Source organism: Endozoicomonas acroporae (genome assembly GCF_002864045.1).
In the GTDB taxonomy this organism is placed as follows: Bacteria; Pseudomonadota; Gammaproteobacteria; order Pseudomonadales; family Endozoicomonadaceae; genus Endozoicomonas; species Endozoicomonas acroporae.
The window spans coordinates 1-12,842 of sequence record NZ_PJPV01000029.1 but is presented as its reverse complement, the minus strand read 5'-3'; the positions used below and the strand labels follow the sequence as shown (position 1 = coordinate 12,842).

13 protein-coding genes are annotated in these 12,842 nt (G+C 51.1%); 8 read left to right on the top strand and 5 right to left on the bottom strand.

Translation table 11 applies throughout. The features are described 5' to 3' along the window. Positions 1-575 precede the first annotated feature (575 nt). The 5 genes from lptB to CX664_RS05305 form a co-directional block, all read right to left on the bottom strand. Positions 576-1,301, bottom strand: a complete 726-nt coding sequence (gene lptB, locus CX664_RS05325) for an LPS export ABC transporter ATP-binding protein (RefSeq protein ID WP_101745741.1) — start codon at positions 1,299-1,301, stop codon at positions 576-578. 64 nt (positions 1,302-1,365) lie between these two features. Continuing rightward, positions 1,366-1,911 (bottom strand): lipopolysaccharide transport periplasmic protein LptA, encoded by a 546-nt coding sequence (lptA, locus tag CX664_RS05320; RefSeq protein ID WP_101745740.1) that lies wholly within the window; start codon positions 1,909-1,911, stop codon positions 1,366-1,368. A 52-nt stretch (positions 1,912-1,963) separates the two neighbouring features. Then, the gene (gene lptC / locus CX664_RS05315; RefSeq protein ID WP_101745739.1) at positions 1,964-2,545 is read right to left on the bottom strand and encodes an LPS export ABC transporter periplasmic protein LptC; all 582 of its coding nucleotides are present in this window, start codon (positions 2,543-2,545) and stop codon (positions 1,964-1,966) included. A gap of 42 nt (positions 2,546-2,587) precedes the next feature. Next, positions 2,588-3,562 (bottom strand): KpsF/GutQ family sugar-phosphate isomerase, encoded by a 975-nt coding sequence (locus CX664_RS05310; RefSeq protein WP_101745738.1) that lies wholly within the window; start codon positions 3,560-3,562, stop codon positions 2,588-2,590. A 104-nt stretch (positions 3,563-3,666) separates the two neighbouring features. Further along, positions 3,667-4,629, bottom strand: coding sequence for a calcium/sodium antiporter (locus tag CX664_RS05305; RefSeq protein WP_101745737.1), 963 nt, complete (start codon positions 4,627-4,629; stop codon positions 3,667-3,669). 253 nt (positions 4,630-4,882) lie between these two features. On the opposite strand from CX664_RS05305, the gene CX664_RS05300 reads away from it, so the two are divergent. The 8 genes from CX664_RS05300 to CX664_RS05265 all read left to right on the top strand — a co-directional run. Further along, positions 4,883-5,731, top strand: a complete 849-nt coding sequence (locus CX664_RS05300) for an ATP-binding cassette domain-containing protein (RefSeq protein WP_101745736.1) — start codon at positions 4,883-4,885, stop codon at positions 5,729-5,731. After that, positions 5,732-6,526: a lipid asymmetry maintenance ABC transporter permease subunit MlaE gene (gene mlaE, locus CX664_RS05295; protein WP_101745735.1), complete on the top strand. Its 795-nt coding sequence runs from the start codon at positions 5,732-5,734 to the stop codon at positions 6,524-6,526. Between the two features lie 14 nt (positions 6,527-6,540). Next, positions 6,541-7,005, top strand: a complete 465-nt coding sequence (gene mlaD / locus CX664_RS05290; protein ID WP_101745734.1) for an outer membrane lipid asymmetry maintenance protein MlaD — start codon at positions 6,541-6,543, stop codon at positions 7,003-7,005. Between the two features lie 51 nt (positions 7,006-7,056). Continuing rightward, entirely contained in the window at positions 7,057-7,743 is a 687-nt protein-coding gene (locus CX664_RS05285) for an MlaC/ttg2D family ABC transporter substrate-binding protein (protein WP_163370990.1), read from the top strand. Continuing rightward, positions 7,740-8,051 (top strand): STAS domain-containing protein, encoded by a 312-nt coding sequence (locus CX664_RS05280; protein WP_101745732.1) that lies wholly within the window; start codon positions 7,740-7,742, stop codon positions 8,049-8,051. The genes CX664_RS05285 and CX664_RS05280 overlap by 4 nt, the downstream gene beginning before the upstream one ends. A 112-nt stretch (positions 8,052-8,163) precedes the next feature. Next, positions 8,164-8,415 (top strand): BolA family protein, encoded by a 252-nt coding sequence (locus tag CX664_RS05275; protein ID WP_101745731.1) that lies wholly within the window; start codon positions 8,164-8,166, stop codon positions 8,413-8,415. A gap of 10 nt (positions 8,416-8,425) precedes the next feature. Then, on the top strand, positions 8,426-9,688 hold the full coding sequence (gene murA, locus CX664_RS05270) for a UDP-N-acetylglucosamine 1-carboxyvinyltransferase (RefSeq protein ID WP_101745730.1): 1,263 nt from the start codon (positions 8,426-8,428) through the stop codon (positions 9,686-9,688). Positions 9,689-10,070: 382 nt separating this feature from the next. Next, positions 10,071-12,842: hypothetical protein (locus CX664_RS05265; protein WP_145999838.1), on the top strand; the 2,772-nt coding region annotated here is incomplete at its 3' end.

The window sequence follows — 12,842 nt, the reverse complement described above, 5'->3', positions numbered from 1 at the left end:
CTGACTAAGTGGGCAGTCACTCTGCGGCGTTGCAACTCCGGTCACATAGCTACGGCTATGCTCCCTACGTTGCGCCTTGCATAGTAACTGCCCACTTAGCCAGAAATATACGATTCCATTTGGCCAACTACTATGGTGTACCCTGCTTTGCATGGAAAAGTTTTTCAGTGTGATTAAAGAGTAATGCTTCCACTCTCTTAATAAAGAGACCGACCTTGAGGCTGTTTTTTCGGTTTTTTGACAGCCTGGTTCATGGTTTTAATGTATTTGATGGGTTCCCTGTCAATGACGCCCAAACTCGTCTTGAAGCGGAGTCGAAGGGCGTAAACACCATGCCTTTAATAGAGACTGTGCCAATCACCCTTCGACTCCGCTCAGGGTGAACGGAGATTTTACACATCAAATGCATTGGAATAATGTGCGGGTACACTGTTCCAATGTATTTGATGGGTCTCTATCAATGACGCCCAAACTCCGTTCGTCCTGAGTGGAGTCGAAGGGCACTCAGTATGAACGGAGATTGTACGCATCAAACTCACCGAAATGATCTACTGGCTGCGGCTGGGAACACAGAGTTACAAGCTGAACTGGTGCCCAAGATAAACGTCACGAACCGTCTGGTTAGACAGTACCGTATGGCTGTCGCCTTCTGCGATGATATGCCCTTCGCTGACGATATAGGCCTTCTCACAGATATCCAGAGTTTCCCGGACGTTATGGTCGGTGATCAGTACCCCGATGCCCCGGTTTTGCAAATGACGGATGATGGACTTGATATCACCAACGGATATCGGGTCAACGCCGGCAAAAGGTTCGTCCAGCAGAATAAAGGTCGGGTCAGTGGCCAGGGCCCTGGCAATCTCTGCCCGTCTTCTTTCACCGCCGGATAGCGCCATGCCGGCACTGTCACGAATATGGCCAATATTGAACTCATCCAGCAGCGACTCCATTTTCTCGGCGCGCTGTTGTTTATTGAGGTCTTTCCTGGTTTCCAGAATGGCCAGAATATTGTCCCGCACGGACAGACGACGAAATATAGAGGCTTCCTGGGGGAGGTAACCGATACCGGCACGGGCCCTGTGGTGCATGGCCTGAAAGGTCAGGTTCTGCTGGTCAATGCTGACTTTGCCGCCATCGGCTTTTACCAGCCCGACAATCATATAAAAACAGGTGGTCTTTCCTGCACCATTAGGCCCCAGCAGGCCAACGATTTGCCCACTGTTAACCTGCAGAGAGACATCTTTCACCACCTCTCTGCCTTTGTAGCTTTTGCTAAGATGTTCTGCCTTGAGGATTGCCATCCGGTTGTCTGTTAACCTGAGTGTGAAAACAAAGTGTGTCGTTTAGAACGCTGCCCGCGTTCCATTATTTCGTGCTGGCCGCTTTTTCCTGACGGGGTTGAATCACCATCTGTACCCGGCCATTGTCTCCCTGACTGGGTGTGCCTTTGGCATTGACGGTCTGCAGTGTCAGGTTGTAGTCAATCTTTTCGCCGGTAAAGGTGTCTCCTTTTTGGGAGAGCTGGGCATTTTTGATCAGTTCAATCTGGTCACTGTCCACATCGTAGCGAATGGTGTTGCCCCAGGCCTGGACGATTCCCTGTTCACCGGGTTGCAGCTCTTCATAATAAGCCCTGGCCTTATTGCCCTGGGCAATGACCCTGGTCAACTCCCGATCCCGGGTGTAGATGGTAATAACATCACCGGTGATGCGAGTGGTGCCCTGGGTCATGACCACATCACCACGATACACAGACACCCCTTTTTTATTATCAATGTCAGCCGTGTCTGAATCGATCTGGATGGGCTGCTGGCGATCAGCGGGTAAGGCCATGGCCATAAATGGGACAAATAACAGCCCGACAAGCCATTGTTTGTTCAGGAGTGCTTTTGGTTTTGGTAGTCGTGTCATGGGTTATCGTTTCCCTGACAGGGAGATATCAATGATTGTGTGAATAATCAGCTTACTCAGTCTCATAGACTCCCCGTACTCTGGACTTTAATTGAATCTTTCCCTGCTGGTACCAGGCGGTCATCCCAATGGCTCGCGTTTCTCCGGTGTCGCTGGTAATCAGCACAGGGCGATCGGTATCGGCAATTTCCTTATCCGTCGCAATGGTCAGGAAATCGGTGTCCATTCTGAGTTTTTGCTCATAGCCCTGTTGCCTGACGGACGGGCTGCTCTGGATAACCACGACATTATCCCACAGTTCAATATCTTTGCCACCGGGCAGTAATTTGCCGTTCTCTGACGTTGACACAGTGAGTTGTCCACTGTCACTGAGGTTAGTCAGGATGGGTTGTTGCAGGAGTGTGTTGTCATTGTGGGGGTAATGGGTAATGCTGTCCGACTGCAACTGGTATTGCAGCACTCCGGTAGCGTCGTACTCCTTAACCAGGGCATCCACCAGAAAGTAGTCGGCATCCTGGCGGATGATTTCCGAAGGGCTGGCGCTGACCGTTACTATTGCACCGTCGTAGGTCCAATAGCCAGCAGCCAGCACTAGCAGGATTGCAGCGATAATAAGATGATTGCGATAGGTCATCCGGGTTCCGAAACTTACAGCCTTGAACCTGATAAAAAGCGTTTAAACCACGCCCGCTTTCAGCAAGTCATGCATATTAATGGCACCAACAGCATGCCGCTCATGGTCAACACAGATAAGCGCATTGATTTTGCGATCATCCATAATTCTCAGTGCTTCAGCGGCAAGAATATCAGGGGTAATGGTGGTGCACTTGATGGTCATTACCTCGTCGATGGTCGTGTTGTGCGGGTCAACCCCGTGATCCAGTGCACGACGAAGATCACCATCGGTAAAGACACCAACGACCACGTTGTGGTCATCAATAATGGAGGTCATGCCGAGACCTTTCCGGGTCATTTCCAGCAGCGCTTCACCCAGGCGTGTGCCTTTTTTCACCGTCGGGATTCGATTGCCGTCATGCATGATATCCTGCACTTTCAATAGCAGCTTGCGACCCAGGGCTCCGCCGGGGTGAGAAAATGCAAAGTCTTCTGCGGTAAAGCCACGGGCTTCCAGCAGCGCAATGGCGAGCGCGTCCCCCATAACCAGTTGAGTGGTGGTGCTGGATGTGGGTGCCAGATCAAGTGGGCAGGCCTCTTTATCAACCCCTGTGTTCAGGTTCACTTCAGCGGCTTGCGCCAGTGTGGACGCGGGTTTGCCGGTCATGCTGATCAGCGCAGCCCCCATTCGTTTGAACAGCGGCAGCAAGGTGATTACTTCGCCGGTTTCACCGGAGTTGGAAATAGCCAGCACCACATCGTCTGCGGTGATCATACCCATGTCACCATGGCTGGCTTCGCCGGGATGGACATAAAACGCCGGTGTACCGGTACTGGCCAGGGTGGCACTGATTTTACGGGCGATATGTCCTGACTTTCCCATCCCCACCACGACAATTCGGCCCCGGCATTCCAGCATTAACCGGCAGGCATTGCTGAAGTCTTCACCAATACGAGGCAGCAACGCTTCGATAGCATCCTTTTCGATCTGGATGGTACGACGACCAATTTCAATAAAATTCTGGTCAGAGGTCATTTCAGTAAAGCCTTTGCAGGAGCTGTCAGGATGTTGTGGCAAAGCATAACCTTTCAGACTCCGGGATAAAATAGTTCAGGGAGAAGGGAGCGTTCAGCTCCGGTTTAAACCGTTTGTACGAACAGCCATGTGCCATAGCAGGCATACCCTGCCAGAAAGATAATACCTGCAAAACGTCCCAGCGTTTTGGGTTTTTTACCGACGATGGCCATGGCTGCCAGCAGAACGGTAAATGCCAGCATCACGGTATAATCTCGGGAGAAAACGGATTCACTGATGGCTCCGGGACGAACCAGTCCGGGCATTGACAGAACGGCCAGCAGGTTGAAGATGTTTGAGCCCACCACATTGCCCAGGGCAATATCATGGTGGCCACGCAGGGCACTGACTACTGATGCGGCCAGCTCCGGCAGGCTGGTACCAATGGCGACCACCGTCAAACCAACGATCAGCTCACTGACACCCAGCAAAGTGGCGATTTCCGTTGCCCCCCAAACCAGAATCTGGGCGCTGACCAGCAGCAGTACCAGTCCGCCCACCAGTTCCAGGTACGCTTTGCCTGAAGGCAGCTCTTCGATCTCTTCAATCTCTGCCAGAGGTTCTTCAGGGTGGGATTTTTGCCAGGTTACCATCAGATAGAGGGTAACGAACAGGCCACTGAGCAGCACCAGGCTTTCCATAAGCCCGAGGTAGTTGTTGGCAAGGCAGGCACCGGCAATCACCGTGACCAATAACAGCCAGGGTATTTCCCGTTTGGCCAGTGCTGTTTTGACCGGTAGTGGTGCGATAAGCGCGGTTAGTCCAAGAACCAGTCCCACATTGGCAATATTGGAACCAATGGCGTTGCCAACCGCAATATCGTTGTGTCCCTGGAGAGAAGACATCAGCGATACCAGAATTTCTGGCGCAGATGTTCCGATGGAGACAACGGTCAAGCCGATCAGCATGGGGGATATACCCCAGTTTTTTGCTGTAGCAGCAGCTCCGCCGACAAAACGGTCTGCACTCCAGGTGAGTAGTATGAAGCCAACAATAATGGCTGCTGTGGCATAAATGGCAGGACTCATTCCGGGGGAGTTCTCAAGAATTCATATAAAGGAAAGAAGTGTAGGGAAAATCAGGCAGACAATGCAACTGTATTACCCTCTGAATTGATCCTGTTCGCAGCAAATTCCTCCGATATAATTTGTCTGTAGTTGTCTGGTTCATGGTTTCAAGGTAATTGATGTACTGGAAGGTGCAATTAAAGTGTGAAACAGGTCATAATATCGGAACTGGAAGACTTTTACATTCTGTCTGTTGCAGGGATCTGCGAACCCAATGATGAATTCCATCTCCTCAGGTGAACAACACAGCAACGAAAACCGCACCGATAATTTTGTCGAGATTCGGGGTTTGACCTTTTATCGAGGTTCCCGGGCGATCTTCAAAAATATCGATATGGATATACCCCGTGGCAAAGTGGTGGGTATTATGGGGCCTTCAGGCACCGGCAAGACGACCCTGCTGCGGTTGATTGGCCGTCAGCTGTTACCCGACCGGGGCTCGATTGTGGTAGATGGTCAGGATCTGGCTGACCTGACGAGAGATCAGTTATTTGTTCAGCGTCGTAAAATGGGCATGCTGTTCCAGAGCGGGGCACTGTTTACCGATTTGTCCGTTTTTGAGAATGTCGCCTTCCCCCTGCGCATTCATAGCCAGCTATCGGAAACCATGATCCGAGATATCGTACTGATGAAGCTCCATGCGGTGGGGCTGCGCGGTGCATGGTCATTGATGCCCAGTGAGTTATCCGGAGGTATGAGTCGGCGTGTTGCCCTGGCCAGGGCCATTGCCCTGGACCCTGAAATGGTGATGTATGATGAACCCTTTGTCGGACAGGACCCGATTGCCATGGGCGTGCTGGTGGAGCTGGTTCGCAAGCTGAACCAGGCACTGGGCATCACCAGTATCATTGTTTCCCATGATCTTCATGAAACGGCCAGCATCGCGGATGTACTGTACCTGATCGCCGATGGTGAAGTGATTGGTTCCGGCAGCCCTGAGGAGATGTTGAGCTCAACGGATGCCAGGGTCTGCCAGTTTATGCAGGGGCTGCCCGACGGGCCTGTTCCTTTTCACTTTCCTGCAGATGATTATCAAAGCGACTTACTGTCTCCGGGGGTATAAATGAAACTTGATGTTCTGGACCGGCTGGCTCAGCTTGGTCAGTCAGGTCTTGGTCATGTGCAGTCCCTGGGGCGGTCCGGTATTTTTCTGTTTCTGGCGATTTTTTCCCGGGCGGGGTTCTCTGGACGAGGCGCGCTGCTGGTCAGGCAGCTCTATAACGTTGGTTTTCTGTCGTTAATCATTGTATCGGTTTCTGGTCTCTTTATTGGTATGGTTCTTGGTTTGCAGGGCTACAGTATTCTGATTCGCTATGGCTCAGAGGGGTCTGTTGGTCAGCTGGTGGCCCTGAGCCTGGTGCGCGAGCTGGGGCCGGTGGTGACGGCACTGCTGTTTGCCGGGCGTGCCGGTTCTGCCCTGACCGCTGAAATCGGGCTGATGAAAGCGACCGAGCAGCTGTCCAGTATGGAAATGATCGGTGTTGATCCGTTAAAACGGGTCATTGCCCCACGTTTCTGGGCGGGGGTTATCTCTATGCCGCTGCTGGCGGCGATCTTCAGCCTGGTCGGGATTCTTGGTGGCGTCATTGTGGGTGTTGACTGGCTGGGGATTTATGAAGGTTCATTCTGGAGTGGCATGCAACAGTCGGTTGATTTTGTCGATGATGTGGGCAATGGCATGGTGAAAAGCCTGGTGTTCGGGGTTGTGGTGACCTGGATCGCCGTCTTCGAGGGGTACGATGCCGTTCCCACTTCAGAAGGCATTAGTCGTGCAACTACGAGAACGGTGGTTTATTCCTCACTGGCTGTTCTCGGATTGGATTTCATTTTGACCGCAGTGATGTTTGGTGAGCTTTAAGGAGAGAGCATAAAATGCGGATACGAACGTTAGAAATCAGTGTCGGTGCCTTTATGCTGGCGGGCATGCTGGCCCTGGTGCTGCTGGCGGTAAAGGTCAGTGGCCTGTCCCTGAAAACCGGCGGTGAAACCTATGAGCTGAATGCTTACTTCGATAACATCGGAGCCCTGAAACCCCGTTCCAAGATATCCATGGCCGGTGTCACCATTGGCAAAGTGAAAAGCGTTGAGCTGGATAAAGTGACGTACATGGCCAGGGTGGTTATGGATATTGATCAGCAAATCGATAATATACCTATCGATAGCACGGCATCGATTGTCACCGCAGGGCTATTGGGTGAGCAGTACATTAGTATCAGCATTGGTGGTGATGAGGCGTTTCTGCAAGATGGTGAGCGTTTTGAAGACACGCAGTCAGCGCTGATTATCGAGGAGCTGATCGGTAAGTTTCTTCTGGGTACGGTCAATAAAAGTGAGTAACGAAAGGTCAACAAGCCCGGAGAAGCCTTCTCTGGCTAGCGGATGGAATGGATGATGAAAGGTAATCGACACGTGGTGGCTTTCCTGGTGGCGCTGTTTTTTCAGTGGTCTTCAGCGGTCATCGCTGCAGAGCAGGTCATTGAGTCACCTCAGAAGGAAGTGGAAAACATTACCAGGGAGCTGCTGGCAACCTTTGAAAAAAATATTCATGAGTATAAAAAGAACGATGCAGCCTTTATTGCCGAGGTTGATCGCCAGCTATCGCCTTCCGTGGCCTTCGACGCCATTGCCCGGGGGGTGATGGGTAAATACTCCCGCCGGGCTAAAAGCGGGCAAATTGAGCAGTTTTCCAGGACGTTTAAAGACAGTCTGATCAGCTTCTATGGCAAAGCCCTGCTGAAGCTTGATGATACCCGGTTGACCATTGAGAAAGTTGGTGCGGTACCGGATACCGTATTGAATGCCTACCGGTCAGGCAAGGCGCGGCTGGTTCCCGTGGATATGACGGTCAGAACGTCCTCCGGTACGGTGGCCATCTCTTATTCTATGGTTTATCAGGATGAGCGCTGGAAACTCAGGAATATCATTGTGGATGGTATCAATATTGGCATTCAGTTCCGTAACCAGTTTGCCGAAGCCATGAGCAAGTACAATGATCTCCAGTATGTGGTGGATCACTGGCCGGAAATCATGCAGGGTGAAGCAACGGAGAACAACGCTGTGAGCAAGCAGTCATGACCCTGGCAGTGGCAGCACCTGGCCGGTTTACCCTGAATGGTGTGGTTAATTTCACCACCTCCGCCGTTGTTGAAGAGCAGGGTGCCCGTTTGTTACTGACCTCTGGCGGTGACGACTGGGAAATTGACCTGAGCGGTATCTCCCAGGCTGATAGCTCTGCCTTATCGGTCTTTCTCTCCTGGATCCGGTTGGCAAAAAAACAGCAAACGTCCATCGAATTTGTTGGCATGCCTCATGAACTGGAGGCACTGGCTGAAGTCTGTGGTATTCAGCCATTGCTGAATAATGTGAACGGCCTGCAAAACTGACTGCGGGTTGATCCCGTTTTGGGGCTATTCATGGAACCCTCTCTCGGATATCATTGGCCGGTTTTACTGTTCCCTTTAAATACCTGATTGTTATTCCCTGAGAGGTTGGATCATGCAAGCCGAAGAGGTCAAGGCGCTTCTGGAGAAGGAGATTTCGGGCTCACAAGTGATTGTTGAGGGCGAGGGGTGTGACTTTCGCCTGACCGTAATCAGTGACCAGTTTGAGGCCAAGAGACCGGTTCAGCGTCAGCAGATGATCTATTCTCACCTGAATCCATTCATCACCAGTGGTGCGATTCACGCTGTATCGATGGTGGCTTTGACTACCGCAGAGCGTGCCAGACAGCTGGGTAACCAGGACTAAGTGAGAAACCATGGATAAACTGATTATCACCGGTGGTGTGCGCCTGGATGGAGAGATTCGGGTCTCTGGTGCCAAGAACTCTGCCCTGCCGATTCTGGCAGCGACCCTGCTGGCTGACTCCCCCGTTACCGTATGTAATCTGCCCCATTTGCATGACATTACCACCATGTGTGAGCTGTTTGGCTGTATGGGGGTTGAGCTGCTGGTGGATGAAAAGATGAACGTGGAAGTTCATGCCAGCACCATCAAGCAGCTCGTGGCACCTTATGAGCTGGTGAAGACCATGCGGGCCTCTATCCTCGTACTGGGTCCTCTGCTGGCCAGATTTGGTTATGCAGAAGTCTCCCTGCCCGGTGGCTGTGCTATTGGTAGCCGTCCGGTTGATCTGCATATCAGTGGCCTGCAGGCCATGGGCGCAGATATTGTTGTGGAAGAAGGCTATATCAAAGCCAGCGTCAAGGATCGCCTGAAAGGTGCACAAATACTGATGGACACCGTAACGGTCACCGGTACGGAAAACATCCTGATGGCTGCGGTACTGGCCGATGGCGAAACCATTATTGAAAATGCGGCCCGTGAGCCTGAAGTGGTGGATCTGGCCGAGTGCCTGATTACCATGGGTGCGAAGATTGAAGGCCATGGTACGGGTATGATCCGGGTTCAGGGCGTAGAGCGCCTTAATGGCTGCACCTACTCGGTCTTGCCAGACCGTATTGAAACCGGCACTTACCTGATTGCTGCCGCAGCAACCGGTGGCCGGGTCCGCCTGAAAGACACCCAGCCTGATATTCTCGATGCGATTCTGTTCAAGCTTCGGGAAGCCGGTGCTGCAGTAGAATGGGGCGATGACTGGATTGAACTGGATATGAAGGGCAAGCGTCCCAAGGCCGTTGACCTGAAAACGGCACCTTATCCAGCGATGCCCACCGATATTCAGGCTCAGTTCACCGCATTGAATACCATCGCTGAAGGCACCGGCCGGATTACCGAAACCGTGTTCGAAAATCGCTTCATGCATGTTCAGGAAATGAAACGCATGGGCGCAGACGTCGATGTGGAAGGTAACACCGTTATCGTCAAAGGTGTTGAGCAGCTCAAGGCCGCACCGGTTATGGCAACTGACCTGCGGGCTTCAGCCAGTCTGGTTATTGCAGGCCTGGTCGCTGAAGGTGATACCGTAGTAGAACGTATTTACCATATTGACCGTGGTTACGAGTGCATTGAAGAGAAACTTCAGCAACTTGGTGCCAAAATTCGTCGCGTTCCTGCCTGATTTACACTTCTTTTCTCCTTTCTTACCCTGACTTTCGGCTTTTTGGTCAAAAGTCAGGGAACTTTTCTCCCTTTTACCACTCAAATAAAACGATAGTCTCAATTTTGTTATTGATGACTTGACGACCGTCAAAGACTTTTACATCCATCAGAGAATAAAGCTTTGTCATTCATTGGTTTTGCTGGCTCATTAAATATCGCGTAATGAAGGCTCTCTCAAATACAAGAATATGCCTGGCAGTAGAATGGAGTCTAATTAAATGGAATTAACGGAGTTTACTGCTATCAACCCGGTCACCCCGGAGGGAGGACCCCGGTCTCCATCGTTCAGAGCGAGCGGAGATAGGGTTTCTGTTCGGCCTGATTTTGGTACAGCAAATCATGTGAATATCAATCAATGTCAGGAGGGCGCTGCACCGGATGTTCCTGAACAGACAGCAATGGTTGACAGAAGCTCAATCAGTCAAGTGCCGGGGCGTTCTTTACTGGCTTCCAGCGCCAATCAAAGCGAGGGCACTGCTGATGATGCAGATGAAAGTACTTATCTACTGGCAGTACCCCGGAGTCAGAATTTAACGGCAAGCCAACAGGTCACTGCCTATTCCTCTATGGGGCAGACAACAGCAACCGGTGTTCCAGCCTCCGGTAGCCCGGATGAGGACGCTCCTCAGGTTCGCCATATTTACCATGATATCGTTTTTTGTTTCTATCAAAACCTCCGCAAAGCCTGTGGCCTGGGCATTGAGTCAGGTTTGAGAAAGGTTGGCATTAATCCGGATGCCCAGCCAATCGTTGCTGCCGGTCGCACCCGTTGCTCCCCGGGTGGCAGTCATGATAACGCTTATGTGAATATCGAGATTGTCCGTCCTTCCGCAAAGCCCCGCAAGAAGATGAGTGACAGGCTGGTCAAGGCGGCAGGTTTAACACCGGAAAAAATGCTGGAAAAGCCTGAGGCTCTGAATGCCCTGGTGGAAAATCTGACGGAAATGATTCAGGTCGAGCTGAAAAAGGCCGGACCCTGGCCAGACAGCGTTGCCGGTGGAGTGGCTGGAAATGCTGTTGATCCCGGGGGGGATGAAGGCTGGGTCAGTGATGTTACCCGATCAATTGCCACCATTCTGGTACACCTGACTCATGAGGCCTTTCTGGATAAAGTAACCCTGGCGGATAGCGACGCTGGTAAAAAGGAAATATCGGACACTCTGACACGGTTAATCGTGAGCATACTGGATTTAACCGGGCATCCGTCGGCACAAAACAATGCAACTGGCATTGATTCCATGTTAAGTAACGGCATTGTTACTGTATCGCAGTCGGGTAATAAACTGTTTAATGAAAAAATGACAGCCATCAAGGCTGATTCTTTAAAGGGGATTATCAACCAGGCACTGGTCAGCATGATGGCGGAAGGCGTTGAGTTGACCGATAAGAATGTTGATGAGCTGCTATCCAGAATTACGGCCATCATTATTGATACCCTGATGAATATTCGCGCTGATACTGTGCGCATATTCAATGACTGGCAGCAACGTAAACCGGATGAAATTGACAGGATTCAAAATAGAATTGCCAGTAGCGCAGCAAAAACATTAACAACGGTTGTGCAAAAACACAGCCATATTGTTGTGCAGAAATTCAGCTCTGCTGCGGATGGTATTTCTAAAATGGCTGGCAAAATAGCGGGTCTATGGAAGTCCAAATCCAATCAGCCTGAACCAGAGCCGGTCAAATACACCGAAAAGAAAATCAAACAGCTGATCAATAAGCAAATAGAAGAAGCTGTTCGGGTATTTCAAAATGAACAGAAGTTTAAAGATAAGCTGAAGCCGTTGATAGAAGAGAATCTGGAAAAAATTGCGCCGGATATTAAACGTACTATCAGGAAGCTAAAGAGAGAAACGCAAGACTGTAAAAATAATAGTGGGGATGTGCAAGACCTGGTTACCAAAATCACCACTGCGTTTGCAGACAATAGCCAGCAAACTGAACAGGGCGAGGTTGCCTCTGCCGCTGTAAAAGACCCGCACACATCAAGCGATTCAGCAACGAGCGATCAATCAGGCAGGGCTTCTACCTCATATTCTGCTGAAGGAACGACAGAACCTCGTGTCGGGCAAAGCCGTGTTATTGATCAGTTGATTGCTCAACAAGGTAGCAGGGTGGTAGACGAGGCGATAGCCCTGCTGACCGGCGAACTCCGGAAAAATCTGGATACGGTTATAGCGAGTGTAGAGCCGGGTATTGAGAAAGTGATGGAACAGGCCGTCAGTCAAGGTGTTGCTTTTATTGCTGAGCGAAATGGCACAGAACTCGCGGCAGATCAGGGACTGGCAGAGACTCTCCCCGGATTCCGGGCTGCCATGACACCGGTTTTAACGACATTGGCTGTTGATATATTGAGCCGTAAGCTCAAGTCTGAGGCGTGGGAAAAAGCACTTCGTGACAAAGGGCGTGAAGTGATCGGTCAGTCGAATAGCCCGTCAGATTCTCAGGGAGACTCCGCAAACACCATCGATGCGGCATTGAAAACAGCGGAGGCTGTTGCTCTACAGCAATTAACGGACCCGTTAAAGTCTGTGATCGATACCCTGCCCCTGGACAGTCTTCAGAAACTGGCTTCTGACATTATCCTGCAAAGCGCCGGGGATGGAACCGTCTGGCTTGATGATCTGGTAAGAGACCTGTTTAACCGGAAAATGGGGGATGAATCCATTGTTCTGGCAGTTATAGATACAATTTCAGAGGAAGCGGTCAAGCTGCAGCACCAGCTGATAAGTGCTGCCATGCACTGGATAAGGCAACGAGCAAAGGAGTGGGGGGCGAAATACCAGGTCAATCAATGTATGGACTGGTTGGCAACATGGATAGCGGAAAACAAAGAACAGATAGATCTGGATGCCCGAGAGTATGTAAAAACATTGCTGGTTCAGGCAACCCCGGAGTTGGAAGGTGCTATCCATGAACGATTAGAGAGCCTGCATTCTGCGTTGGCAAGTAGCAGGGTTGATGCGGTGGCTACTTTTCAGCGGATAGCGGAGGAGCTGGAGCCAGGGGAAAAGTCTGGCTATTTGACCGGCAAGGGTGTGAAGAAAACGACAGTGGGCCATCAAAGCCAGCAGGATCACTGGCATGATGCCCGTCAGGCCGTTGCTGAT

What these genes read in the sequence shown, in the direction of transcription:
- lptB (WP_101745741.1), bottom strand. Translation starts at nt 1,301, where the DNA reads ATGGCAATCCTCAAGGCAGAACATCTTAGCAAAAGCTACAAAGGCAGA.
- lptA (WP_101745740.1), bottom strand. Translation starts at nt 1,911, where the DNA reads ATGACACGACTACCAAAACCAAAAGCACTCCTGAACAAACAATGGCTT.
- lptC (WP_101745739.1), bottom strand. Translation starts at nt 2,545, where the DNA reads ATGACCTATCGCAATCATCTTATTATCGCTGCAATCCTGCTAGTGCTG.
- CX664_RS05310 (WP_101745738.1), bottom strand. Translation starts at nt 3,562, where the DNA reads ATGACCTCTGACCAGAATTTTATTGAAATTGGTCGTCGTACCATCCAG.
- CX664_RS05305 (WP_101745737.1), bottom strand. Translation starts at nt 4,629, where the DNA reads ATGAGTCCTGCCATTTATGCCACAGCAGCCATTATTGTTGGCTTCATA.
- CX664_RS05300 (WP_101745736.1), top strand. Translation starts at nt 4,883, where the DNA reads ATGATGAATTCCATCTCCTCAGGTGAACAACACAGCAACGAAAACCGC.
- mlaE (WP_101745735.1), top strand. Translation starts at nt 5,732, where the DNA reads ATGAAACTTGATGTTCTGGACCGGCTGGCTCAGCTTGGTCAGTCAGGT.
- mlaD (WP_101745734.1), top strand. Translation starts at nt 6,541, where the DNA reads ATGCGGATACGAACGTTAGAAATCAGTGTCGGTGCCTTTATGCTGGCG.
- CX664_RS05285 (WP_163370990.1), top strand. Translation starts at nt 7,057, where the DNA reads ATGATGAAAGGTAATCGACACGTGGTGGCTTTCCTGGTGGCGCTGTTT.
- CX664_RS05280 (WP_101745732.1), top strand. Translation starts at nt 7,740, where the DNA reads ATGACCCTGGCAGTGGCAGCACCTGGCCGGTTTACCCTGAATGGTGTG.
- CX664_RS05275 (WP_101745731.1), top strand. Translation starts at nt 8,164, where the DNA reads ATGCAAGCCGAAGAGGTCAAGGCGCTTCTGGAGAAGGAGATTTCGGGC.
- murA (WP_101745730.1), top strand. Translation starts at nt 8,426, where the DNA reads ATGGATAAACTGATTATCACCGGTGGTGTGCGCCTGGATGGAGAGATT.